At 48.4% G+C, this 24,011-nt stretch carries 24 protein-coding genes and 1 other annotated feature; of the genes, 11 read left to right on the forward strand and 13 right to left on the reverse strand.

All coding sequences use genetic code 11. The annotated features are described in order from the left end of the window. Nucleotides 1-52 precede the first annotated feature (52 nt). Together sbmC and dacD are read right to left on the reverse strand one after the other, a co-directional pair. A complete protein-coding gene (gene sbmC / locus ACKI5T_RS04475) occupies nt 53-526 on the reverse strand; it encodes a DNA gyrase inhibitor SbmC (RefSeq protein ID WP_015959579.1) in 474 nt (157 codons plus the stop codon). A gap of 131 nt (nt 527-657) precedes the next feature. Then, complete coding sequence (gene dacD, locus ACKI5T_RS04480; protein ID WP_407435984.1) at nt 658-1,830, reverse strand: serine-type D-Ala-D-Ala carboxypeptidase DacD; 1,173 nt, start codon at nt 1,828-1,830, stop codon at nt 658-660. Between the two features lie 204 nt (nt 1,831-2,034). Between dacD and sbcB the strand changes: the two genes are divergently transcribed. Continuing rightward, nucleotides 2,035-3,459 (forward strand): exodeoxyribonuclease I, encoded by a 1,425-nt coding sequence (gene sbcB / locus ACKI5T_RS04485; RefSeq protein ID WP_407435840.1) that lies wholly within the window; start codon nt 2,035-2,037, stop codon nt 3,457-3,459. A gap of 100 nt (nt 3,460-3,559) precedes the next feature. Here the strand turns inward: sbcB and ACKI5T_RS04490 are convergent, their stop codons facing one another. The 4 genes from ACKI5T_RS04490 to ACKI5T_RS04505 form a co-directional block, all read right to left on the reverse strand. Next, the gene (locus ACKI5T_RS04490) at nt 3,560-4,921 is read right to left on the reverse strand and encodes an APC family permease (protein WP_015959628.1); all 1,362 of its coding nucleotides are present in this window, start codon (nt 4,919-4,921) and stop codon (nt 3,560-3,562) included. Then, nucleotides 4,911-4,973: a membrane protein YoeI gene (gene yoeI / locus ACKI5T_RS04495; RefSeq protein ID WP_096335045.1), complete on the reverse strand. Its 63-nt coding sequence runs from the start codon at nt 4,971-4,973 to the stop codon at nt 4,911-4,913. The genes ACKI5T_RS04490 and yoeI overlap by 11 nt, the downstream gene beginning before the upstream one ends. A 219-nt stretch (nt 4,974-5,192) precedes the next feature. Beyond that, on the reverse strand, nt 5,193-6,122 hold the full coding sequence (locus tag ACKI5T_RS04500) for a LysR substrate-binding domain-containing protein (RefSeq protein ID WP_407435843.1): 930 nt from the start codon (nt 6,120-6,122) through the stop codon (nt 5,193-5,195). A 41-nt stretch (nt 6,123-6,163) separates the two neighbouring features. Continuing rightward, a complete protein-coding gene (locus ACKI5T_RS04505) occupies nt 6,164-6,988 on the reverse strand; it encodes an SDR family oxidoreductase (protein ID WP_407435845.1) in 825 nt (274 codons plus the stop codon). Nucleotides 6,989-7,163: 175 nt separating this feature from the next. Between ACKI5T_RS04505 and hisL the strand changes: the two genes are divergently transcribed. The 9 genes from hisL (at nt 7,164) to hisIE (ending at nt 14,380) form a co-directional block, all read left to right on the forward strand. Beyond that, on the forward strand, nt 7,164-7,214 hold the full coding sequence (gene hisL, locus ACKI5T_RS04510) for a his operon leader peptide (RefSeq protein WP_099516347.1): 51 nt from the start codon (nt 7,164-7,166) through the stop codon (nt 7,212-7,214). After that, nucleotides 7,190-7,313 (forward strand) — a sequence feature (His leader region). (Overlaps the previous gene by 25 nt.) Nucleotides 7,314-7,358: 45 nt before the next feature. Then, nucleotides 7,359-8,258, forward strand: a complete 900-nt coding sequence (hisG, locus tag ACKI5T_RS04515; protein WP_015959631.1) for an ATP phosphoribosyltransferase — start codon at nt 7,359-7,361, stop codon at nt 8,256-8,258. Between the two features lie 5 nt (nt 8,259-8,263). Then, the gene (gene hisD / locus ACKI5T_RS04520; protein ID WP_407435847.1) at nt 8,264-9,568 is read left to right on the forward strand and encodes a histidinol dehydrogenase; all 1,305 of its coding nucleotides are present in this window, start codon (nt 8,264-8,266) and stop codon (nt 9,566-9,568) included. Next, nucleotides 9,565-10,626 (forward strand): histidinol-phosphate transaminase, encoded by a 1,062-nt coding sequence (gene hisC, locus ACKI5T_RS04525; RefSeq protein WP_407435849.1) that lies wholly within the window; start codon nt 9,565-9,567, stop codon nt 10,624-10,626. The genes hisD and hisC overlap by 4 nt, the downstream gene beginning before the upstream one ends. Continuing rightward, nucleotides 10,623-11,690, forward strand: coding sequence for a bifunctional histidinol-phosphatase/imidazoleglycerol-phosphate dehydratase HisB (hisB, locus tag ACKI5T_RS04530; RefSeq protein ID WP_407435851.1), 1,068 nt, complete (start codon nt 10,623-10,625; stop codon nt 11,688-11,690). The genes hisC and hisB overlap by 4 nt, the downstream gene beginning before the upstream one ends. Then, nucleotides 11,690-12,280 (forward strand): imidazole glycerol phosphate synthase subunit HisH, encoded by a 591-nt coding sequence (gene hisH / locus ACKI5T_RS04535; RefSeq protein WP_015959635.1) that lies wholly within the window; start codon nt 11,690-11,692, stop codon nt 12,278-12,280. Before hisB ends, hisH begins: the two co-directional genes overlap by 1 nt. After that, a complete protein-coding gene (hisA, locus tag ACKI5T_RS04540; RefSeq protein WP_407435853.1) occupies nt 12,280-13,017 on the forward strand; it encodes a 1-(5-phosphoribosyl)-5-[(5-phosphoribosylamino)methylideneamino]imidazole-4-carboxamide isomerase in 738 nt (245 codons plus the stop codon). The genes hisH and hisA overlap by 1 nt, the downstream gene beginning before the upstream one ends. Then, nucleotides 12,999-13,775, forward strand: coding sequence for an imidazole glycerol phosphate synthase subunit HisF (hisF, locus tag ACKI5T_RS04545; protein WP_407435855.1), 777 nt, complete (start codon nt 12,999-13,001; stop codon nt 13,773-13,775). The genes hisA and hisF overlap by 19 nt, the downstream gene beginning before the upstream one ends. After that, nucleotides 13,769-14,380, forward strand: coding sequence for a bifunctional phosphoribosyl-AMP cyclohydrolase/phosphoribosyl-ATP diphosphatase HisIE (hisIE, locus tag ACKI5T_RS04550; RefSeq protein ID WP_407435857.1), 612 nt, complete (start codon nt 13,769-13,771; stop codon nt 14,378-14,380). Before hisF ends, hisIE begins: the two co-directional genes overlap by 7 nt. A gap of 63 nt (nt 14,381-14,443) precedes the next feature. On the opposite strand, the gene wzzB is transcribed toward hisIE, so the two are convergent. Next, nucleotides 14,444-15,442: an LPS O-antigen chain length determinant protein WzzB gene (wzzB, locus tag ACKI5T_RS04555; RefSeq protein ID WP_407435859.1), complete on the reverse strand. Its 999-nt coding sequence runs from the start codon at nt 15,440-15,442 to the stop codon at nt 14,444-14,446. Between the two features lie 190 nt (nt 15,443-15,632). On the opposite strand from wzzB, the gene ACKI5T_RS04560 reads away from it, so the two are divergent. After that, the gene (locus ACKI5T_RS04560) at nt 15,633-16,637 is read left to right on the forward strand and encodes an NAD-dependent epimerase (protein ID WP_407435861.1); all 1,005 of its coding nucleotides are present in this window, start codon (nt 15,633-15,635) and stop codon (nt 16,635-16,637) included. Between the two features lie 53 nt (nt 16,638-16,690). On the opposite strand, the gene ugd is transcribed toward ACKI5T_RS04560, so the two are convergent. The 6 genes from ugd to ACKI5T_RS04590 form a co-directional block, all read right to left on the reverse strand. Continuing rightward, nucleotides 16,691-17,857: a UDP-glucose 6-dehydrogenase gene (gene ugd / locus ACKI5T_RS04565; RefSeq protein ID WP_407435863.1), complete on the reverse strand. Its 1,167-nt coding sequence runs from the start codon at nt 17,855-17,857 to the stop codon at nt 16,691-16,693. Between the two features lie 253 nt (nt 17,858-18,110). After that, a complete protein-coding gene (gene gndA, locus ACKI5T_RS04570; RefSeq protein ID WP_407435865.1) occupies nt 18,111-19,517 on the reverse strand; it encodes an NADP-dependent phosphogluconate dehydrogenase in 1,407 nt (468 codons plus the stop codon). Between the two features lie 138 nt (nt 19,518-19,655). Next, entirely contained in the window at nt 19,656-20,771 is a 1,116-nt protein-coding gene (locus ACKI5T_RS04575) for a glycosyltransferase family 4 protein (protein ID WP_407435867.1), read from the reverse strand. Between the two features lie 33 nt (nt 20,772-20,804). Further along, on the reverse strand, nt 20,805-21,770 hold the full coding sequence (locus tag ACKI5T_RS04580; RefSeq protein WP_407435869.1) for an EpsG family protein: 966 nt from the start codon (nt 21,768-21,770) through the stop codon (nt 20,805-20,807). 72 nt (nt 21,771-21,842) lie between these two features. Beyond that, nucleotides 21,843-22,724, reverse strand: coding sequence for a glycosyltransferase family 2 protein (locus ACKI5T_RS04585; protein ID WP_407435871.1), 882 nt, complete (start codon nt 22,722-22,724; stop codon nt 21,843-21,845). After that, on the reverse strand, nt 22,721-23,962 hold the full coding sequence (locus ACKI5T_RS04590) for an oligosaccharide flippase family protein (protein ID WP_407435872.1): 1,242 nt from the start codon (nt 23,960-23,962) through the stop codon (nt 22,721-22,723). Before ACKI5T_RS04590 ends, ACKI5T_RS04585 begins: the two co-directional genes overlap by 4 nt. Between the last annotated feature and the right edge of the window lie 49 nt (nt 23,963-24,011).

The following is a 24,011-nucleotide window of genomic DNA, read 5'->3' on the forward strand; positions in this document are numbered from 1 at the left end:
AGACGTATCACGCCCGGCAGAAAAACCTCACAAAGCCCAGGAGTAATCATTGTTATCCGGCTTTATTTTGTACCGGAACAAACATCTCGATATCCCAGTAACCATCGGCATTGCCATCATTCAGATAGCGTTCAAAGCAGGGTTTAGGGGCGATTTGATAGTGATTGTCCTGGAGCAGGCTGTTGAAGAAGCTATGCCATGGGGTGCCGAAATCGTAGTTTTCTACGCGTGCCGTGGCAATCGCATAATCACCCGCAGCCACTTCGGTGAGGATAACGCCTTCGCTGTTTGCCGGGATGACAAAATCGTCGGGAACAGTGACAACCGTATCACAGCGCAGTTTCTCTGCGGGCACTTCATCTGGATTATCATAATAGACCGCCACCCACTCAAGCGGCTGAATATGGTGTCCATCCACCCACATCATGAGTTGCTCAAAACCTTGCTTAACGGTTTGCTCCCACGGCCCAACCATATGAAAACCGGCAATCTTACGCTTCTGTTGCTGCTTGATGCTGTAGTCCATACTGCCTCCGTTTATTACTGTGTATTTATACACTATAAAGCAGATTCTTTATGTCCAGCAAATATGACGTGTTGATTATGCGAGCAGACTCGCACGACTGCCAGTCTGCTCATAACCGTCTTAACAGTCCGTCAGGCTTTATGGTGCAGATAATCACTCAGGCGTGAGAACATCCCGCCCTTGCCGACGTTTTCCAGCGTGACTAATGGCCAGTGCGCCACAATTTTATCGCGATCGTAAAGCTCAATTTCCCCTACCCGCTGGTGCGCCGCGATAGGGGCCTCCAGATCTTTTTTATCAAGTACATATTTGGCCTTAATATTGGCAACTTCCGCTTTTGGCAACGCCAGCCAGAAATCCTGATCCGTACCAAGCGAGATGTGTTCTTTATCGCCGTACCAGATGCGCTCGGTGCCCACTTTTTTGCCGTTATGCAAGATTTGCACGGTATCGAAGTTTTGCTGACCCCAATGCAGCAGTTTGCGCGCCTGATCCTCACGCCCTTTCGGACTCTCGCCGCCCATGATCACCGCAATCAACCGGCGTTGACCATCGACTGCCGAGGCAATCAGGTTAAAACCAGCGCCAGATGTGTGCCCGGTTTTAAGTCCGTCGACCTTCAGGGTTTTATCCCATAGCAGCCCATTGCGGTTTTGCTGCGTGACACCATTCCAGGTCAGGCTCTTTTCACTGTACATATGATAAAAATCTGGCTCGCCGTGAATAATCGCGCGTGAAAGCACCGCCAGATCATAGGCTGAACTGTGTTGCCCCGGCGCATCCAGACCATGAACCGTTTCAAAATGGGTATCGCGCAGACCCAGTTTTTGCACATACTCGTTCATCATATTGACGAATTGCGGCTGCCCACCAGCCACATAATCCGCCAGCGCCACGCAGGCGTCATTACCAGAATCAACGATTAAACCCCGGCTCAAATCGCGAACTGAAACGCGCTCACCCGCTTTCAGGAACATCAGCGAGGACCCATCAAACACAGGATTGCCCTTCGCCCACGCATCGCGTCCAACGGTGACCATATCGTCAGGGGTAATGCGATGGCTATCGATAGCACGATCGACAACATAGCCTGTCATTAACTTGGTGAGGCTGGCCGGATTGCGCTGTTGATGTTCGTTGCCCGCCGTTAAAATTTGACCAGTGGTATAGTCCATCAGCACCCAGGAACCAGCCTGTATAGCAGGCGGTTGCGGCGAGAAATCCAACGGTTCGGCCGCCAGAGCAGAAGTAACACTCGAAGCGAGTAAAGAAAGAGCAATAAACAGACGGCGTTTCAACGATATATCCTCAGTCATTAAAAATCGTTGCCCTTTTTACGGAAAATCTCATGCCGTTACCTGTTTAAATTGCAAAAAAATGTGACGGACCGCAATGTTCCTCCTGGAAGCCTGCTCGCAAATCTTCGAGATAAACATGCTTTTTGTTCGGTCTGATGACCCTGATGGTTTACCATAGCGAAGCAACTTTTTAACAGGATGGTATTACTGGTGTCTGATTCCGCCGCGCTTCCCACGTTTCTCTTCCACGATTACGAAACCTTTGGTACCAGCCCCTCGCTGGACCGGCCATCGCAGTTTGCGGCGATCCGCACTGACGCTAATTTCACGATCATTGGCGAGCCGGAGGTTTTTTACTGTAAACCTGCCGATGATTACCTGCCGCAGCCTGGTGCTGTGATGGTCACGGGTATTACCCCGCAGGAAGCGCGTGAGAAAGGCGTAAACGAAGCGGAATTTGCCCGTCGCATTCACGCACTTTTTACCGTGCCGAATACCTGCGTAGTGGGCTATAACAATATTCGCTTCGATGATGAAGTGACGCGCAACGTCCTGTACCGCAATTTCTACGATCCCTATGCCTGGAGCTGGCAAAACCGTAATTCACGCTGGGATTTACTGGACGTGATGCGCGCGTGCTATGCGCTGCGCCCGGAAGGAATCAACTGGCCAGAAAATGAAGACGGGCTGCCAAGCTTCCGTCTGGAACATTTGACCCGCGCCAACGGCATTGAACACAGCAATGCGCACGACGCCATGGCGGACGTTTACGCCACCATCGAGATGGCAAAGCGCGTCAAAACAGCGCAACCCAAACTGTTTGAGTATCTGCTGAGCCATCGCAATAAACAGAAACTGATGACACTGATTGACGTCCCGCAGATGAAACCGCTGGTGCATATTTCTGGTATGTTCGGCGCCTGGCGTGGAAATACCAGTTGGGTCGCTCCTCTGGCTTGGCATCCTGATAACCGCAACGCGGTGATTATGGTCGATCTCGCGGGAGACATCACGCCGCTGCTTGAGCTGGACAGCGATGCGCTACGCGCGCGTTTATACACGCCAAAAAGTGAATTGGGCAAGGACGCGGCGGTGCCGGTTAAGCTGGTGCACATCAATAAATGTCCCGTGCTGGCGCAGGCAAATACGTTGCGCCCGGAAGATGCAGAGCGGCTGGGAATTAACCGTCAGCAGTGTCTGGATAATCTCAAAGTCCTGCGCGATAACCCGCAGGTTCGCGATAAAGTGGTGGCGATTTTTGCCGAAGCCGAACCGTTTGTCCCGTCAGATAATGTTGATGCACAACTCTACAACGGCTTTTTCAGCGATGCTGATAGAGCCGCAATGAATATCGTTCTGCAAACCGATCCGCGCAACTTACCTGCTCTGGATATCACGTTTGCGGATAAGCGTATTGAGAAGCTGATGTTTAACTATCGGGCGCGTAACTTCCCCGGCACGCTGGACGAAAGCGAGCAGGAACGCTGGTTACAGCATCGCCGCAACGTCTTTACGCCTGAGTATTTACAACGTTATGCGCAAGAACTGGAAATGCTGTTTACGCAGTATGAAGGTGATGCGGAAAAACAGAATCTGTTGAAAGCGCTGTACCAATATGCGCAAGAAATCGTTTAAACCTGTCCTTCCTTTGGAGGGGCATTTATAGACTGAGCCGAATTAGAGGCATAAAAAAACCGGAGACATTGTCCCCGGTTTTTTTATCAACAGACGCTAATTACTGTGCGATATCTTCGTACTGTGGAACCGGGTTGCGGAAGCTTTTGGTCACGCAAGCCAGGTAAACCAGACCGATACCACCCCAGATCAGACCCAGAATCATTGAGCTTTCTTCAAGGTTGATCCACAGCGCGCCAACGGTCATTGCGCCACACAGCGGCAGGACCAGGTAGTTGAAATGGTCTTTCAGCGTTTTGTTGCGCTTCTCACGGATCCAGAACTGCGAGATCACGGAGAGGTTAACAAAGGTGAACGCCACCAGCGCACCAAAGTTAATCAGCGCCGTTGCTGTGACCAGGTCAAATTTAATCGCCAGCAGTGCGATAGCACCAACCAGCAGCACGTTCCATGCTGGGGTGCGCCATTTTGGATGAATATAACCAAAGAAGCGCGTTGGGAACACACCGTCGCGACCCATCACGTACATCAGACGCGATACGCCTGCGTGGGCAGCCATACCGGATGCCAACACGGTGACGCTTGAGAAGATCAGCACACCCCACTGGAAGGTTTTACCGGCAACGTAGAGCATAATTTCTGGCTGTGATGCATCCGGATCTTTAAAGCGAGAGATATCCGGGAAATACAGCTGCAGGAAGTAAGACGCACCAATGAAGACCATGCCACCCAAAAGCGCCGTCAGGAGGATTGCACGAGGGATCACGCGCTCAGCGTCTTTGGTCTCTTCAGACAGAGAAGAGATACCGTCAAAGCCCAGGAACGAGAAGCACAGAATGGTTGCACCGGTAATCATCGGCACAACATGTGCGCCTTCAGACCAAAACGGACGGGTGCTGGTCAGCGTACCGGCACCTTCACCGTGCGCGACACCGTAGACAATCAGACCGACGATAACCGCCACGATACCCATCTGCAGGATAACGATCAGCGTATTGAAGTTGGCGACGGTCTTAATGCTGCGCAGGTTCGAGATGGTCATAAAGGCCACCAGCGCAACCACGAAGAGCCACGATGGGACGGAAGGCACCAGCGCTTCGAAGTAAATTTTTGCCAGCAGAATGTTGATCATCGGCATGAACAGATAGTCCAGCAGAGATGACCAGCCCACCATAAAGCCAACAGCCGGGCTAATGGATTTCTGAGCATAGGTGTATGCAGAGCCAGCGGACGGGAAACGGCGAACCAGTTTACCGTAGCTCAACGCCGTAAAGAGAATAGCGACCAGCGCAAAGGCATATGCCGTTGCGACGTGACCGTCTGTGAGGCCTGAAACGATACCAAACGTATCGAACAGCGTCATCGGCTGCATATAGGCAAGGCCCATCATTACAACCGGAATCAACGTAAGTGTCTTACGTAATTCCACGCGAGAGGTTTGTGGAGTAGCGTTAAGCGACATGGTTATTCCCCATTACGGTGAGAGCCAGCGCGTAAGCAAATGATTGCCCCATTTTCTGAATTCCTCAGCGACAACAACTGTCGGTTTTTGTAAGTATCTATCCGGTACGAAGCCCGGCCTCTTGGTTTTAAATGGCGTTTGATACATGCAAAAAAAAATAACCGACGCCTTTTATATCGTCGATTATTCTAATTTTTTGCAGCGGCGCATTTTGCCCCATCTTTGGGATAAAAGGCAATAGATTCATATACCGATCAGGCTTTTCTTTTTACTAACCACTTGATATACCGCCATCGGGCGAAGTGTAAACGGCAGCGATAGCACTATTTGCTAAAATCTCATCCCGCCACCACGCGCTGGCGAGTCCTGCGGTTTGCTCATTCCAGCCAACCCACACCGATTCACTGTGGTTTTGTGCCATCACTTGTTTCTCAACCAGCGCACCCGTTTCAATAAACCGCTGCGCCAGATAACGCGGCAGATAACCACAACCCAGACCGCTAATTTGCAGTTCCAGTTTGGTTTTAAAATCAAATACGGTGATTGCCTCCTGATCTTCAAGCAGTTGCGAAGAAACGGCGCATTCGGGCAACGAACTGTCCCCGACAACAATCGCCCGACAGCCTTTAATCACGCGACGTGAGATGGGCTCAGGCTCCTGGGCAAGCGGATGATGCGGCGCCACGACGAAAACTTGTTCAAGCACGCCCAAACGCGCAAAACCAAATTCGCTCGACTGCGGCGGCTCATGCAGCGCGCCGACGATAATATCCGCCCGCCCCTGGGTTAACGCTTCCCAGGAACCGCCCAGCACGCCGTTGATAAATTTAAGTCGGGTGACGCTATGGCGTTGATAAAAAGCTTCAATCAACGGCGTGAGTAGCGAGAAGGGAAACGTGTCATCAACGCCAATCACCAGCTCATTTTCCCAGCCCTGATGTAGCTTCACAGCCTGTTTTTCCAGCTCGCGTACGGTGTGAAGAACTTCGCGGCCTTTCTCAAGCAACATTTGTCCGGTACGGGTGAAGCGGGCGCGGTGGCCCGTGCGATCGAGCAGTTGAATATTGAGATCGCTTTCGAGTTTATGGACGGTATAACTGAGGGCCGAGGGCGTTTTGAAGAGCTTTGCCGACGCGGCGGCAAAGCTTCCCTCTTTTTCCAGCGCATCGAGGATAATCAGAACATCCAGCAGCGGTTTCATGTTCGCCCCCTTGCGGTGTGCGAGCGTATCCGCTGGCGGCGTTATTCCATTGGCATCACCAGCGGATCGGGATATTGATATTCAAATCCCAGTTCACGACAAATACGATTGCCATCAATCAATTTGCCTTGCCCTTCCCCAGATGCGTCGCGAAATTGCGGCGGCTCAAGCCCAAGCTGACGGGCCATCACGGGATAAAACGTACTTCGCGCCGGATGAGATGGCGCACATATATTATAGATGTGTCCGCCTTTCGGGGCCTGTAAAAGCAGGGTAATTGCGCCGATAACGTCCTCAAGATGGACGAGATTGACGCCATGCTGGCCATTCGGTGCCGTTTTACCGGCAAAAAAGCGTCCTGGATGACGCTCCGGTCCCACAAGACCGGCGAGACGCAAAATGTCCACCTGCGTACCGGGTAAATTATGCAGCCAGTCTTCCAGCTCTTTCAGCACACGACCGCTAGCCGTGACCGGTTGACGTTCGGTATTTTCTTTGACGGTACCTTCGACATCACCATAAACCGACGTCGAGCTGGTGAAAATAATGCGCGGTACATGATGCGCCAGCGCACTGTCGACAATTTCCTGCATAGCCCGAAGGTAGAATCCTTCCCCATCCCCGCTGCGACGAGCCGGAAGCGTAATCACCAACGCATCGACATTCATTAGCGTATTCAGATCGTCGGCGTCACAGACCAGTTCTGGTTCAAGCCGAAGCTCCACGCTGTCGATTCCCGACATCCGAGCCGCTTCGACCCCGTCCAGCGTCGTTTTACTGCCGGTCACTTGCCAGCCTCTTGCTGTTAACGACATCGCTAACGGCATGCCCAGCCATCCTAAACCGACAATGGCGATCTTTTTCATACGTTCTCTCCTCGCTTTCACGCGTCTGACTTAAGGCTACGCCAGCGCTGCAGAACTGACAATTCATAGCATCAATATGAAATGAATTAATGATTAAAAAAAGCCCTTGCGTTGAACAGTGAATGTGGTTTACGTTAAATGACATCAGATGCATAAGCATTCATAGAGAATTTATATGACACGCGTTCCATTTAAAAACCACCATCATCACCATCATCCTGACTAGTCTTTCAGGCGATGTGTGCTGGAAGACATTCAGATCTTCCAGTGGTGCGAGAACGCAAGAGAAAGCCCCCGGAAGATCATCTTCCGGGGGCTTTTTTTTGGACCGTATTCAGACAGATTAAAACAAGATAACGAGGACAACAGAATGTTAGACAACACACGTTTACGCATAGCTATTCAAAAATCAGGCCGTCTAAGCGACGATTCACGCGAATTACTGGCGCGCTGCGGGATTAAAATCAACCTGCACACCCAGCGTCTCATCGCTCTGGCTGAAAATATGCCGATTGATATCCTGCGCGTACGTGATGACGACATCCCGGGCCTGGTAATGGACGGTGTGGTTGACCTCGGTATTATCGGCGAAAACGTGCTGGAAGAAGAGTTACTGACCCGTCGCGCACAGGGTGAAGACCCGCGTTATTTCACTCTGCGTCGTCTGGATTTCGGCGGGTGCCGCCTGTCGCTGGCAATGGCAGTTGATGAAGCGTGGGACGGCCCTGCTGCGCTGAACGGCAAGCGTATCGCCACCTCGTACCCTCACCTGCTAAAACGTTATCTCGATCAGAAGGGCGTGCAGTTTAAATCCTGTCTGTTGAACGGTTCTGTTGAAGTCGCTCCGCGTGCGGGCCTGGCCGACGCCATTTGCGATTTAGTGTCTACTGGCGCAACGCTTGAAGCGAACGGCCTGCGTGAAGTGGAAGTGATTTATCGCTCCAAAGCCTGCCTGATTCAGCGCGATGGCGAGATGCCGGAAGCGAAGCAACAGCTGATTGACCGTCTGCTGACCCGTATTCAGGGCGTGATTCAGGCACGCGAATCCAAATACATCATGATGCATGCACCGACCGAGCGCCTGGATGAAGTGATTGCCCTGCTGCCGGGTGCGGAACGCCCAACCATTCTGCCCCTGGCAGGCGATCAACAACGAGTAGCGATGCACATGGTGAGCAGCGAAACCCTGTTCTGGGAAACCATGGAAAAACTGAAAGCGCTGGGGGCAAGCTCCATTCTGGTGCTGCCAATTGAGAAGATGATGGAGTGACCGCCATGAGCTTTAACACAATCATCGACTGGAACAGCTGTAATGACCAGCAGCAGCGCGATCTGCTGATGCGCCCGGCCATTTCTGCCTCAGAAAGTATTACCCGCACCGTCGCAGAGATTCTGGATAACGTTAAAGCCCGCGGCGACGACGCGCTGCGCGAATACAGCGCAAAATTTGATAAAACCGAGGTCGGTGCGCTTAAGGTCACCGAACAGGAAATCGCCGCGGCATGCGAACGTCTGGGCGAGGAGATCAAGCGGGCCATGGCGGTAGCCGTGAAAAATATCGACACCTTCCACACCGCGCAAAAACTGCAGACCGTCGATATCGAAACGCTGCCCGGCGTGCGTTGCCAGCAGGTCACGCGCCCGATTGCCTCCGTTGGGCTGTATATCCCTGGCGGCTCAGCGCCGCTGTTCTCAACCGTGCTGATGCTGGCCACGCCCGCGCGCATCGCGGGTTGTCAAAAAGTGGTGCTCTGCTCGCCGCCGCCGATTGCCGATGAGATTCTTTATGCGGCCAAGCTGTGCGGCGTGAAAGACGTGTTTAAAGTCGGTGGCGCGCAGGCCATCTCCGCACTGGCGTTTGGTACGGAGTCAGTGCCAAAAGTCGATAAGATTTTTGGACCGGGTAACGCGTTCGTGACTGAAGCCAAACGCCAGGTCAGCCAGCGTTTAGACGGTGCAGCTATCGATATGCCAGCCGGTCCGTCGGAAGTGTTAGTGATTGCCGACAGTGGCGCAACGCCGGATTTCGTCGCCTCTGACCTGCTGTCACAGGCCGAACACGGCCCCGATTCACAGGTGATTTTACTGACGCCGGATGCCTCAATCGCCGAGCGCGTCGGCAAGGCCGTTGAGCGCCAGCTTGCTGACCTGCCGCGTGCCGAAACGGCGCGTCAGGCATTGTTGGCCAGCCGTTTGATCGTGGCGCAAGATCTGGAGCAATGTATTGCCATTTCAAATCAGTACGGTCCGGAACACCTGATTATTCAGACCCGCAGCGCTCGCCAGCTGGTAGACAGCATCACCAGCGCCGGTTCTGTGTTTCTCGGCGACTGGTCACCTGAGTCCGCAGGGGATTACGCCTCGGGCACTAACCACGTGCTGCCCACGTATGGCTACACATCAACCTGTTCAAGCCTTGGGCTGGCTGATTTCCAGAGGCGCATGACCGTGCAAGAACTGTCCCGAGAAGGGTTTGCTGCGCTTGCCTCCACCATTGAAACGCTGGCGGCAGCTGAACGTCTCACCGCCCACAAAAACGCCGTGACGCTGCGTATTGCAGCCCTGAAGGAGCAAGCATGAGCATTGAAGAATTAGCCCGTGACAACGTTCGCAGACTGACGCCTTATCAATCTGCTCGCCGCCTGGGCGGTAACGGCGATGTGTGGCTCAACGCCAATGAATTCCCAACGGCGGTGACGTTCGACCTTTCACAGCAGACGCTGAACCGTTATCCGGAGTGCCAGCCAAAAGCGGTTATCGAAAATTATGCCCAGTACGCTGGCGTCAAACCTGAGCAAGTGCTGGTGAGTCGCGGTGCTGACGAAGGGATTGAACTGCTGATCCGCGCATTCTGCGAGCCGGGCAAGGACGCGGTGCTGTACTGCCAGCCGACTTACGGCATGTACAGCGTCAGCGCTGAAACCTTTGGCGTAGAGTGCCGAAATGTTCTGTCACTCGACGACTGGCAGCTTGATTTGCCTGCGATTGCTGACAATCTCGACGGCGTAAAGGTCGTTTTTGTTTGCAGTCCCAATAACCCAACCGGACAACTTATCAATCCGCAGGATGTCCGTACCCTGCTGGAAATGACGCGTGGCAAAGCGTTAGTTGTTGCCGATGAAGCCTATATCGAATTTTGCCCGCAGGCTACGTTGACCGGCTGGCTGGAAGAGTATCCGCATCTTGTGGTGTTGCGCACCCTGTCGAAAGCCTTCGCGCTGGCGGGTTTGCGCTGCGGCTTTACGCTTGCCAATAAAGACGTTATCGATCTGCTGATGAAGGTTATCGCGCCGTATCCTCTTTCTACGCCGGTTGCGGATATCGCCGCGCAGGCACTGGCTCCTCAGGGCATTAATGCCATGCGCGAACGCGTGGCGCAAATCCTCGTTGAGCGTCAATATCTGGTGAACGCCCTGAAAGATATCGCCTGCGTTGAGCAAGTATTCGACTCTGAAACCAATTACATCCTGGCGCGTTTTACCGCATCCAGCGCTGTATTTAAATCTTTGTGGGATCAGGGCATTATCTTACGAGACCAAAACAAACAACCTTCCCTGAGCGGCTGTTTACGCATCACCGTGGGCACGCGGGAAGAGAGCCAGCGCGTTATTGACGCCCTGAAAGCGGAGCAAGCATGAGCCAGAAGACCCTCTTTATCGATCGTGACGGCACGATCATTTCCGAGCCGCCAAGTGATTATCAGGTCGATCGTTTCGACAAACTGGCTTTTGAAGCGGATGTTATCCCGGTTCTGCTTACGTTGCAGAAAGCCGGATTTAAGCTGGTGATGATCACCAATCAGGACGGATTAGGCACTGACAGTTTCCCGCAGGCGGATTTCGATGGGCCGCATAACCTGATGATGCAGATCCTCTCCTCTCAGGGTGTGACGTTTGATGAGGTGCTGATTTGCCCGCACCTGCCAGCGGAGAATTGCGATTGTCGCAAACCTAAAGTGAAGTTGGTTGAACGCTATCTGGCTGAAGATGCGCTGGACCATGCGAACAGCTACGTGATTGGCGACCGCGCAACGGACATTGAGCTGGCCGATAATATGGGCATTCAAGGACTTCGCTTTAACCGCTCAGAACTGAACTGGGCGATGATTGGCGAAAAGCTGACGAAACGCGATCGTTATTCGCACGTCGAGCGCAACACCAAAGAGACGCAAATCGACGTTAAGGTCTGGCTGGATCGCGAAGGCGGCAGCAAGATTCATACGGGTGTTGGGTTCTTTGACCATATGCTGGATCAAATTTGCACGCACGGTGGTTTTCGTATGGAGATCAACGTGAAAGGCGATCTGTACATTGACGATCACCACACCGTTGAAGATACCGGCCTGGCACTGGGCGAAGCGTTGAAACTGGCGCTGGGTGATAAGCGCGGCATCAACCGTTTCGGCTTTGTCCTGCCGATGGATGAGTGCCTGGCACGCTGTGCGCTGGACATTTCCGGTCGCCCGCACCTGGAATATAAAGCTGATTTTACCTATCAGCGCGTGGGCGATTTGAGCACTGAAATGGTTGAACACTTCTTCCGCTCGCTCTCCTACACCATGGGCGTGACGTTGCACCTAAAAACAAAAGGTAAGAACGATCACCACCGTGTCGAAAGCCTGTTCAAAGTCTTTGGCCGCACGCTGCGGCAGGCCATTCGTGTCGACGGCGATACGCTGCCTTCTTCTAAAGGAGTGCTGTGATGAACGTGGTGATTCTGGATACGGGCTGCGCCAATCTGAATTCCGTGACATCAGCCATTGCGCGTCACGGCTATGAGCCGGTGGTCAGCCGCGATCCTGACGTGGTGTTGCGTGCGGACAAACTTTTCCTGCCCGGCGTGGGAACCGCGCAGGCAGCGATGGATCAGATCCACGAACGAGAATTAGTGGACCTGATCAAAGCCTGCACCCAACCCGTGCTGGGCATCTGCCTGGGCATGCAGCTTCTTGGCCGCCGCAGTGAAGAGAGCCATGGCGTGGACATGCTGGGTATCATCGAAGAAGACGTGCCTAAAATGACCGACTTTGGCCTTCCGCTCCCGCATATGGGCTGGAACCGCGTCTATCCGAAAGCAGGTGACCGTTTGTTCCGTGGCATCGAAGATGGCGCGTATTTCTATTTCGTCCATAGCTACGCGATGCCGGTGAACACCTGGACCATCGCGCAATGCCATTATGGCGAGCCATTTACCGCCGCTGTGAACAAAGATAATTTCTTTGGCGTGCAGTTCCATCCGGAACGTTCCGGCGCCGCAGGTGCGCAGTTGCTCAAAAATTTCCTGGAGATGTGATGATTATTCCCGCACTGGATTTAATTGACGGCACGGTTGTTCGCCTCCATCAGGGGGATTACGGCCAGCAGCGCGATTACGGAAACGATCCGCTACCACGCTTGCAGGATTATGCGGCGCAGGGCGTAGAAGTCTTACATCTGGTGGATCTGACCGGCGCAAAAGACCCGGCTAAACGCCAGATTACATTACTGAAGTCGCTCGTTTCAGGCGTTGACGTTCCCGTGCAGGTTGGCGGAGGAGTGCGCACTGAAGAGGATGTTGCAGCTTTGCTTGAGGCCGGTGTCGCACGCGTGGTCGTGGGTTCTACGGCGGTACAAGACCCTGAAATGGTCAAAGGCTGGTTCCGTCGCTTTGGCGCGGATGCGCTGGTATTAGCGCTCGACGTGCGTATCGATGACCAGGGTAACAAGCAAGTTGCGGTCAGCGGCTGGCAGGAAAATTCCGGCATGACGCTGGAAGAGCTGGTTGAAATCTACCTGCCGGTTGGGCTGAAGCATGTACTGTGCACGGACATTTCCCGCGACGGCACACTGGCCGGATCGAATGTTTCGTTGTACGAGGAAGTCTGCGCGCGTTACCCGCAGGTGGCTTTCCAGTCATCTGGTGGAATCGGCGATTTGGCCGATATCGCTGCATTGCGTGGAACAGGCGTACGCGGGGTTATTGTTGGGCGTGCCTTACTGGAAGAAAAATTTACTGTGACGGAGGCAATTCAATGCTGGCAAAACGGATAATCCCCTGCCTTGACGTGCGCGACGGTCAGGTAGTGAAAGGCGTACAGTTTCGCAATCACGAAATTATTGGCGATATCGTGCCGCTGGCAAAACGTTATGCCGAAGAAGGGGCAGATGAGCTGGTGTTTTACGATATCACCGCATCAAGCGATGGCCGGGTGGTTGATAAAAGCTGGGTTACGCGCGTTGCTGAAGTGATTGATATCCCCTTCTGCGTCGCTGGCGGAATCAAGTCTGTGGAAGACGCCGCAAAAATCCTCTCGTTTGGGGCTGATAAGATTTCCATCAACTCCCCTGCTCTGGCGGACCCGGAACTGATTACGCGTCTTGCTGATCGTTTCGGCGTGCAGTGCATCGTCGTTGGGATTGATACCTGGTTTGACGACGCGACCGGTAAGTACCACGTCAATCAGTACACGGGCGATGAAAGTCGTACGCGCGTGACGCAGTGGGAAACCCTGGATTGGGTGCAGGAAGTACAAAAACGCGGTGCAGGCGAAATCGTCCTGAATATGATGAACCAGGATGGCGTGCGTAACGGCTACGATCTGGAGCAGCTCAAGAAAGTGCGTGCCGTGTGCCGCGTGCCGATGATTGCCTCCGGCGGCGCGGGAACCATGGAACATTTCCTCGAAGCCTTCCGTGATGCGGATGTTGACGGCGCGTTAGCCGCATCCGTGTTCCACAAACAGATTATCAATATTGGTGAGTTAAAAACGTACCTGGCCACCCAGGGCGTGGAGATTAGGTTATGTTAACTGAACAACAACAAGCGCAACTGGACTGGGAAAAAACTGAGGGATTATTGCCGGTGGTTGTGCAACATGCGGTTTCTGGCGAAGTGCTGATGCTCGGTTACATGAACCAGCAGGCTTTAGCACAAACGCTCGACAGCAAGAAAGTGACCTTTTTCTCGCGCACTAAACAGCGCCTTTGGACCAAAGGTGAAAGCTCCGGTAATTTTCTGAACGTGGTCAGTGTGACACCTGATTGCGATAACGATACGTTGCTGGTGCTGGCTAATCCTGTTGGCCCGACCTGCCATCTGGGGACCACTAGCTGCTTTGGCGATGCCAGCCACCAGTGGCTGTTCCTGTATCAGCTAGAACAACTGCTGGCCGAGCGCAAAACTGCCGATCCAGAGAGTTCATATACTGCGAAACTGTACGCCAGCGGCACCAAACGTATCGCGCAGAAAGTGGGCGAAGAAGGCGTTGAAACCGCACTGGCGGCAACGGTCAACGACCGCGAAGAGTTAAAAAATGAAGCCTCTGATTTGATGTACCACCTGCTCGTCCTGTTGCAGGATCAGGAGCTGGATTTGACGGCGGTCATTGAGAATTTGCGCCAACGACACAAATAAAAAAGACCGGGGAAACCCGGTCTTTTCTTTTATGCATTTCTCTTTTTCTCGAGAGAAAATGACTTAATTTTTTGGTTTGTGGTTACGTAACGCATTTCGACCCAGCACGACACCCGCACCGACAACCCCGCCGAGCAGGACCGCTAAGATCAATGCAATCGCTTTTTTCGGGCTATCCTTTCGCACTGGAAGATCCGGCTTCATCACATAGCGATAAGCATGGATGGAAGCAGGATCAATTTTCAATTTCTCAACATCGAGTAACTTCTGCTTGTTCAGATAATAGTCGTCAGAATAAACAAGAGGTCGGGTTGATTCACGTTCAATCATCGATTGAAGCGCTTCACTGCCAAGCAGGAACAACGTATCCTGCGTCACATCCTGTGTCTGCTGAATTTGTGGGCTGCTGATTTTTGCCGCTTCTGCATATTGCAAAGCTTCAGCTATTTGACGAATTCTAAGATCTTTTTGCTCTTGCGACAGCTTCTCCTGGTTCGACAGGGAGTTGCTCAGACTCTCGATTTGTTGCGCAATGTTACCCTTAAGGTCGATGAAAAGCTCTTTTGCCACTTGCTCATCAATTTTCTGAATATACAGAGCTAACTTTTTTTGAGCAGCTTCGGCTGATTCTGAAGTGTAAGAAATTTGCAGAGGAAAAACTTGGGTTTTAATGACAGGCTCAAGTTTTAACATCTCTGGAATTACCTGATTTTCAAGAGAACCTGCAAGGGCGGACAATGCTGCGCTAAACCGGCCGAAGACCCCTACCTGGATATCAGCAAGTCTCGGGGCCGCGTTTGCATTTGTCGTGGAACTGCCATACACAATGTTGAGCGCATTACTGTAGCTACCGATTTGTGCTGCATCGGGTTGTGTGATGATGGCAGTAGAAGTCCATTTTTGTTTTGCCGTCGTTACGTAAATCCCCGCGATAACTATGGCGATAGCGATAAATGCACAGATGATCAGTTTGCCACGCCAAAGTTGCAGTATTAAATCAATCAAATCAAATTGCTCAGAGTCATTGTTTTGAGCGACGATATTATTGTTGTCCTGGGGCATACAATCCTTCAACGGTAAAAACGCAGAAATTATCGGTCTAGTGTATCGATTGCAAAAAATTTTTCTATAAGAATCCGATAAGTAAAACGGTGGGCAGGCGAAGTTTTGCTTACTCAGAGCTTAGGGGTATGATGACGCCCAAGGGCTTATGCTATGTGAATAGCGGTATATGTTACTACAGAGGATGAATATGAAATTTCTGGTCACCGGGGCAGCAGGCTTTATCGGCTTCCATGTTAGCGGGCGGCTTCTCGACGCAGGTCACCAGGTTGTCGGGATTGATAATCTGAATGACTACTATGACGTCAGTCTGAAAGAAGCGCGATTAAATTTGCTGACATCTGAGAATTTTACTTTCCACAAGCTTGATTTGGCCGATCGTGAAGGAATGGCGAAACTGTTCGCTAATGAGAAATTTGACCGAGTCATTCATCTGGCGGCTCAAGCTGGCGTACGATATTCACTTGAAAATCCGCACGCTTATGCTGATGCTAACCTCATTGGTCATTTGAACGTGCTTGAAGGTTGCCGACATAATCAGGTTCAGCATTTGCTTTATGCCTCTTCAAGCTCGGTTTATGGTCTTAATCGCAAGATGCCATTCTCCACCGATGACTCAGTGGACCACCCGGTATCGCTTTATGCAGCGACCAAAAAAGCCAACGAGTTGATGTCGCACACTTATTCGCATCTTTATAACTTGCCAACGACTGGACTGCGCTTCTTTACGGTATATGGCCCATGGGGCCGCCCGGATATGGCCCTGTTCAAATTTACGAAGGCGATGATCGAAGGCAACAGTATTGATGTCTATAACTACGGCAAGATGAAGCGCGATTTCACTTATATTGATGATATTGCCGAAGCCATCATTCGTCTGCAGGATGTTATTCCGCAGGCTGATGCTGAATGGACTGTCGAGACCGGGTCGCCGGCTACAAGTTCTGCGCCGTACCGCGTCTATAACATCGGCAACAGCTCCCCAGTCGAATTGATGGACTACATCACCGCGCTAGAAGATGCGTTGGGCAAAGAAGCACAGAAAAATATGATGCCTATTCAGCCAGGTGATGTGCTGGAAACCAGCGCAGATACTAAAGCACTGTTTGATGTGATTGGTTTCAAGCCGCAAACGACCGTGAAAGACGGTGTGAAGAATTTTGTGGACTGGTACCGCAATTTCTACAACGTGTAATAAAACAAAAAGCCCGGCAATGCCGGGCTTTTTTATACGCTAAATAAAACGACCTAATCGCTTCCGAAAAGATCGCGTGTATAGACTTTATCCGCGACGTCAGCTAACTCTTCCGCCATACGGTTTGAAATAATCACATCGGCTTCTTTTTTGAAGGCATCCAGATCGCGAACGACTCGCGAATGGAAGAATTCATCTTCTTTCATTGCAGGTTCATAAATAATGACCTGAACGCCTTTCGCCTTAATACGCTTCATTATTCCTTGAATAGAAGAGGCACGGAAGTTATCCGAACCGCTCTTCATAATCAGGCGATAAACGCCCACCACTTTTGGCTGACGCGCCAGAATAGAGTCAGAGATAAAATCTTTACGCGTACGGTTAGCATCAACAATCGCTGAAATCAGATTGTTTGGTACCGCCTGATAGTTCGCCAGCAACTGTTTAGTATCTTTTGGCAGGCAGTAACCACCATAACCGAAGGAAGGATTGTTGTAGTGATTGCCGATACGCGGATCAAGGCAGACACCTTCGATAATCTGTCGGGTATTTAACCCCAGACTTTCCGCATAGCTGTCCAGTTCGTTAAAGTACGCTACACGCATCGCCAGATAGGTATTAGCGAACAGCTTGATCGCCTCGGCTTCTGTCGGATCGGTGAAGAGTACATCAATATTTTTCTTAATGGCCCCTTCCTGCAACAGTGCAGCAAAACGCTCAGCGCGGTCAGAACGTTCACCAATGACAATGCGCGATGGATGTAGATTGTCATACAACGCTTTGCCCTCACGCAGAAACTCGGGTGAGAAGATGACGTTATCGATGCCCAACTTTTCTTTAATGGACTGGGTAAAGCCAACCGGAATAGTCGATTTGATGATCATCACAGCATTCGGATTAATCGCAGTCACATCTTTGATAACGGCTTCAACACTGGATGTGTTGAAATAGTTTGTCTTTGCATCGTAATCAGTTGGCGTAGCGATAATCACATAATCTGCGCCGCGGTATGCGTCTTCTTTATCGGTCGTAGCGCGGAAATTCAGCGGCTTGTTCGCCAGATAATCCTCGATCTCTTTATCGACAATCGGGGAGATCTTTTGATTAAGCATATCCACTTTTGCCTGCACGATATCCAATGCGACCACTTCATGGTTCTGAGCAATCAAAATACCGTTTGAAAGACCGACGTAGCCTGTACCGGAGATTGTAATTTTCATTCTTTCAACTTCTTCAAGTATGAGTTTCAGGAGGCATTAACAGCACCGCCACAATAAACAACTGTTGAGGTTTTTACCTCTTATGTTTATCCGCTGTCAAGGCAAAGCCCTTGGAATTAATGTGTGAAAAAACAGCATATTATTTTGCAATAACAGTGTGGAAGGGGATAACGCAAGGAAATAAGGGCATTAGAGCTATAAAAAAGCCCGGAAATTATCTCCGGGCTATTCTTAGAGACTCAATTAAATCAGATTAATCCAGCCATTCGGTGTGGAACACACCTTCTTTATCAGTGCGTTTATACGTGTGTGCACCGAAATAGTCACGCTGCGCCTGAATCAGGTTGGCTGGCAGCACGGCTGAACGGTAGCTATCATAGTATGCTACAGCGGCAGAGAATGTCGGAACAGGAATGCCGTTCTGAATCGCGTAAGCAACCACATCACGCAGCGCTTGCTGATAGTCATCCGCAATCTTTTTGAAGTACGGAGCCAACAACAAGTTGGCGATGCCCGCATTTTCAGCATAAGCATCGGTGATTTTCTGCAGGAACTGAGCGCGAATGATACAGCCCGCACGGAAAATCTTCGCGATCTCACCGTAGTTCAGATCCCAGCTATTCTCGTCAGAGGCTGCGCGCAGCTGAGAGAAGCCCTGAGCGTAAGAAACCAATTTGCCCAGATACAATGCGCGACGGACTTTCTCGATAAATTCCGCTTTATCACCAGCAGGCTTAGCCTGCGGGCCAGACAGAACTTTAGATGCCGCAACACGCTGCTCTTTAAGAGAAGAGATGTAACGTGCAAACACAGATTCAGTAATCAGAGACAGCGGCTCACCGAGATCCAGAGAGCTCTGACTGGTCCATTTACCGGTGCCTTTGTTCGCTGCTTCATCCAGGATCACATCAACCAGATAGATACCGTCTTCGTCTTTCTTAGTGAAGATGTCTTTGGTGATATCGATCAGGTAGCTACTTAGCTCGCCATTGTTCCACTCAGTGAAGGTCTGTGCCAACTCTTCGTTAGACAGATTCAGGCCGCCTTTTAACAGAGCATAGGCTTCTGCAATCAGCTGCATGTCGCCGTATTCAATACCGTTATGGACCATTTTAACGTAATGACCCGCACCGTCTGGACCAATGTAGGTCACGCACGGTTCGCCATCTTCCGCGACAGCAGCGATTTTCGTCAGGATTGGCGCAACTAATTCATATGCCTCTTTCTGACCGCCAGGCATGATGGATGGGCCCTTCAGAGCGCCCTCTTCTCCACCGGACACACCGGTACCGATGAAGTTAAAGCCTTCAGCAGAAAGTTCGCGATTACGACGAATAGTGTCGTGGAAGAAGGTATTGCCGCCATCAATGATGATGTCGCCTTTATCCAGGTACGGCTTCAGGGAATCGATTGCAGCATCTGTGCCCGCGCCCGCCTTCACCATTAACAGGATACGACGAGGCGTTTCCAGGGATTCAACAAATTCCTGCACCGTGTAAAAAGGAACAAGTTTCTTGCCAGGATTTTCGGCAATGACTTCTTCGGTTTTATCGCGGGAGCGGTTGAAAACGGAGACGGTATAACCGCGGCTTTCGATGTTCAGCGCCAGGTTGCGCCCCATCACTGCCATACCGACAACGCCGATCTGTTGCTTGGACATTACATACTCCTGTCAGGTGTGGTCACCGCGACTTATGCGCGGCTTGAATGTATCTTTGATGTTAACTCAGGTTCATACAGCGTGGGTAGCTGAAGATGCTTGGATCATTATCAGAATGTACTTTTATAGAGGACCGAGTCAGTGGGGAATCAGAAGAGAGGCATAGAGCGCTTTTGTTTTGGTATACATCGCTTCGAATGTAAAATTTGCTTTATAACGCGCATAGCCTGCTGCACCTAACTGTTCCCGGAGGTTAGGATTTTCTATCAAATATCGTATTTTATCTTTTAGCATCCGTACATCACCGCGCTTGATAAGGAAACCAGTTTCATTATCAATTATTGATTCAGAAGAACCACCAACATCAGAGGCAATAACAGAAATGCCAGCACGCATTGCTTCGAGAATACTTCTCGGGAAACCTTCCCAGTTTGATATGAGAAGAAAAATATCGCTATTACTTAACAGCTGCGCCACATCATGACGCTCACCCATAAATTCTATTCTTTTGGCTATACCAAGTTCGGCTGCCAGTTGTTGGTACTGTTCCAACAATGGTCCTTTACCAACGAGCTGTAGCCGCCAATCAAGATCGGTTAATTCAGATAAAGCGAGAAACAGAGTTTTATGATCTTTTTGCTCCGAAAAACGCGCAACTGAAATCATATTGATTGTTTTATTTTTATTGAGAGTTAAGCCTTTCTCTTTCGTGTTTGAATCTAATTCTGGCATACCATTGTGAATAACGACCTGTTTCTCATGTGAAGCAACATTATATTTAAGCGCCAATTCTTTATCTTGTTTCGAAACAGTAATTATCTTTTTTGCCAACGGCGCCATCATTTTCTCGATGAATATGTATAATTGCTGCTGCTTTTTACCAACACCGTTCGCAAAAGCCCAACCATGAGCCGTAAATATTACAGGTACTTTCGTCAACGCTGCAGCGAGACGTCCTACAATACCTGCTTTTGATGAGTGCAGCGATATCAAATCCGGTTTCAATTCTTTAATTAAAGCTCGAATCGACAATATAGCTTTAAAGTCTTTAATTGGATCTATGTTCCGCACTAATGTTGGCACAATATGGACGGGAATATTCCTGTTAGCTAATTCAGAAACCAAGGCACCGTCTTCACCAACAATTACTTCGACTTCACACTCATCTTTAATTAAACGAGTAGATAAATCACGGATGTGAATCTGTGCGCCACCAATTTCATCTGCTTTAGTTATAACAAACAATACCTTCATTACTTCCTCATCACTTCTGTAATTACGTTTTTATTATTGCGTAATAAATATTGGCACCAAATAGATATTCCTAATTGCGAAATATAAGCTAACTGCAACCAATAATAAAATGGATCCGTGTCTTTTATAAACAGAATTTATACCTGACACCCAAAAATAGAAACAAACCCATCCTAATTCAAATAACCGACTCGCTAAAGTTGGGATAAATGAAGCTGGAACTGAAACCATAAATGCTGCAAAGGAAATAATGAAGCACCTTTTTTGAAAGGCGTTTAACTCATCGAATGCAAACATGCCGATTAATAATGGCAACGAGAGACCTATAAATCTAACAGATAAGAAATTAAAGGTTTCTTCATCTGCTCGACTCGCATAAACCTGTAACATAGTAATATGTTTTAGGAGTAAATCCTTCGTAAAGAAAAGAATCAATCCGGTTGCAAATGCGTACAAAAAGATGACAGGTATATTTATCTTATTTTTTGTAAGCCAGTCATTGGGTATGAAAAAAGCGATAAGAAAAAAAAGCATTGAATAATGAAACATTACAGAGATGGCGAATAATAGTAATGAAACATAAAATTTGTTATTCGATTTAAAATATAAACTCAACAATACTACACTGACAGCTAACGCAACCCTTATTTGAGTCATCTCATGAAGTAATCCCATACTCAGGATGTAAATTACTGTCATAAGTATGGCATATCTCGCTTTAACAAATAAATACTCTTTTATTAAAAGTGAGATAAATGCCAAAAAGAACAACATTACATATATGTTTGCGTGGAATATATTATTAAATATATACGACACACCAACAAAGCCTAACTCATAACGAGTATCCGAATATGAAAACCCACTACTTAAGCTGTCATAAAAATTTGAATATGACAAAAAGTCACTGTCTTGACCTAACATTCGCATACCAATGAAAATCGAGGCTGCTGTTAGAAATATAAAAATAAGATAGAACTTAAAATATCTTGCGGCCAAAATTTTGTCTCCTAAAAAATGCAGAAAGACAGCTATTTATTACAAACATATAACTGTCATTGCAATAATATTTTATTTTAGGAATGAGTGTCTTTTCAAAATACCATCTTTGATACCTTTTAGCATGTGTATTACTCTAGACTTCCTGGGGGTTATGCTTGAAAAAATTAAAAACTTGATTGGCATCATTACCAGGAGCTTTAATTTATACCTTAATTCAAAGTGTGGCTCACGAAGAGAAAAAATCCAATTACGATATACAAAATAAAGCCTGAATGGAGAACCTACATTGATAGACTTCCCTGCAAGTAAACTCACATCTTTGGCTCCTAAATTATGCTTCATTGCAACGCGTGTTGTCATTAAGACTTGATAGCCGAGATATCGTGCACGATGACACCATTCAATGTCTATTGAATCAATGAACCATTCTGCTTTATTAAAACCGATAGCAGAGAAAACATCGATGTTATAAAGAGAACCAGAGGATATTATGGATTTAACACTAAAAGTTGTTTCATTTATTTTCGTACTGTTTTTAAAGTATTTTTCGTAACGTATATTATTCCTTTCATTAATAACCGAAGGGCCAATACATGCTATCTTCACGGATGTATTTTTCTGGATGGAATTATACTCTTCGTATAACGCCTTAACTAATCCAGATTCTACAGACGAATCTTGGTCAAACGTAATAACATAGTTTGCACTTGTCTTTAATGCATGTACAAATCCTATGTTCTGAGCGTAGGCGATTCCCAAATTTTCTTTAGGTTGAATAAAATCAACTTTTTCAACAGTGCTCAAATACTCTTTCAACTCATTCTGGATGGTTTCATCATTACTATTATCGACAACAATGACTTTTTGTACCTGCTCTTGAATTGAAATTAAATTTTTACTAAAAGAGTCCAAGGAAGGATTAAATGTTATAATTATTGCATAAATATTCAACTGTGGCTCCATGTATAGCATTTTTTTCTAAATATAAACATAAGCAATGATGCAAATGATTCTGTAATTAATACTGATAATGCAGCACCTATCGCACCATAATAATGAACGAGCAATGGCATATGAATCAAATGTATTATTGAGACAACAAAATAAATCATCCGAAGAAGTCGTGTTTTACCTTGAGTCAAATAAAGATTTTGAGCATATGTAATCCCAAAGGATATTGAGATAATACTTATCGATAATATATAATAAATAGGCAAACCTGAAATATATTGCTTACCTAAGAATATATCGTATATGATTTCACTAAACCCTAACAAGCCAACAACAATACAAATAGCGATAGATACGATGATGAATGTTGATTTAAGCCAAAGTTTATAAAATTCTGCACCACTTTTTTTAGATACTCTTGGGAAAAAGGCCTGAGCAACTGGAGAAAGAAAACCCTGAGCAGCTGATTTCAATTTATCCGCACTTGAAAAATAACCCGTTTCTGTTGGTCCTCGTGCTGATCCGAGATATATCAGAGTTAGTGTGCTATAAATATTTGTAAATACATTTGATATAAAAATATCAAAACCGCTTTTAAAACGTTCAAAAACATGAGTTCGCGACATTGGACTGATAAACTTATAACGAAGAACTATGCGCAAATATACTGATGAGAGAATATTAGGTAAAGCTACATTTAATGAATAAGCCATCATTGCAATGTAAATATCGCTCTTCGTTCTCACGAACAATACAACGATTAAGATTGATATGATTCTTGTTATGGCTGTTGAAATAACGATAAAACCAGTTCTTTCCTTACCAATGAAAAAATGCGTCTGATTAAACACAGAACTCAGTATAGCGATCAATAAGATGAGATAGCACCCAGCATAGCCATAGTCTGGTAAAAAATAATAGGAACATGCAATAAATACGCAACTCGCTAAAAATATAAAACTCCTACAAACCAAAATCTCACCCAGTATTTGGGTTTCTTCTTTTTTTTCTGTTGCACGAGAAATATCTCGAGCTCCCGTTAATGTGAAGCCATACTCAATCAACATAATAAGATATTGTTGGCCAGCTAAAAATAGCGAGAGGATACCGAACTGAGTAACACCAAGACTTCGCGTTATGATTGGAAGTGTAATGAAGGGAAAGAGATACAGACTTCCTCTTACCATAAAAAGATGCACTATAGATTTGATGGGTACATCATTAAAGGATTTAAACATATTAATTCATCAAGGAATTATAGCCCACAAGAAAATCTTGTGGGTTTCA

The sequence above is a fragment of the Lelliottia sp. genome (assembly GCF_045627565.1).
Taxonomy (GTDB): Bacteria; Pseudomonadota; Gammaproteobacteria; order Enterobacterales; family Enterobacteriaceae; genus Enterobacter.

Bases quoted from the DNA above. Each gene is read 5' to 3' on its own strand.
- ACKI5T_RS04500 (WP_407435843.1), bottom strand. From the start codon at position 6,122: ATGAAACCGCTGCTGGATGTTCTGATTATCCTCGATGCGCTGGAAAAA.
- hisC (WP_407435849.1), top strand. From the start codon at position 9,565: ATGAGCATTGAAGAATTAGCCCGTGACAACGTTCGCAGACTGACGCCT.
- hisG (WP_015959631.1), top strand. From the start codon at position 7,359: ATGTTAGACAACACACGTTTACGCATAGCTATTCAAAAATCAGGCCGT.
- gndA (WP_407435865.1), bottom strand. From the start codon at position 19,517: ATGTCCAAGCAACAGATCGGCGTTGTCGGTATGGCAGTGATGGGGCGC.
- ACKI5T_RS04575 (WP_407435867.1), bottom strand. From the start codon at position 20,771: ATGAAGGTATTGTTTGTTATAACTAAAGCAGATGAAATTGGTGGCGCA.
- sbmC (WP_015959579.1), bottom strand. From the start codon at position 526: ATGGACTACAGCATCAAGCAGCAACAGAAGCGTAAGATTGCCGGTTTT.
- hisD (WP_407435847.1), top strand. From the start codon at position 8,264: ATGAGCTTTAACACAATCATCGACTGGAACAGCTGTAATGACCAGCAG.
- ugd (WP_407435863.1), bottom strand. From the start codon at position 17,857: ATGAAAATTACAATCTCCGGTACAGGCTACGTCGGTCTTTCAAACGGT.
- wzzB (WP_407435859.1), bottom strand. From the start codon at position 15,442: ATGCCCCAGGACAACAATAATATCGTCGCTCAAAACAATGACTCTGAG.
- ACKI5T_RS04560 (WP_407435861.1), top strand. From the start codon at position 15,633: ATGAAATTTCTGGTCACCGGGGCAGCAGGCTTTATCGGCTTCCATGTT.
- hisIE (WP_407435857.1), top strand. From the start codon at position 13,769: ATGTTAACTGAACAACAACAAGCGCAACTGGACTGGGAAAAAACTGAG.
- ACKI5T_RS04490 (WP_015959628.1), bottom strand. From the start codon at position 4,921: ATGTCGCTTAACGCTACTCCACAAACCTCTCGCGTGGAATTACGTAAG.
- hisB (WP_407435851.1), top strand. From the start codon at position 10,623: ATGAGCCAGAAGACCCTCTTTATCGATCGTGACGGCACGATCATTTCC.
- hisA (WP_407435853.1), top strand. From the start codon at position 12,280: ATGATTATTCCCGCACTGGATTTAATTGACGGCACGGTTGTTCGCCTC.
- ACKI5T_RS04505 (WP_407435845.1), bottom strand. From the start codon at position 6,988: ATGAAAAAGATCGCCATTGTCGGTTTAGGATGGCTGGGCATGCCGTTA.
- hisF (WP_407435855.1), top strand. From the start codon at position 12,999: ATGCTGGCAAAACGGATAATCCCCTGCCTTGACGTGCGCGACGGTCAG.
- ACKI5T_RS04590 (WP_407435872.1), bottom strand. From the start codon at position 23,962: ATGTTTAAATCCTTTAATGATGTACCCATCAAATCTATAGTGCATCTT.
- hisH (WP_015959635.1), top strand. From the start codon at position 11,690: ATGAACGTGGTGATTCTGGATACGGGCTGCGCCAATCTGAATTCCGTG.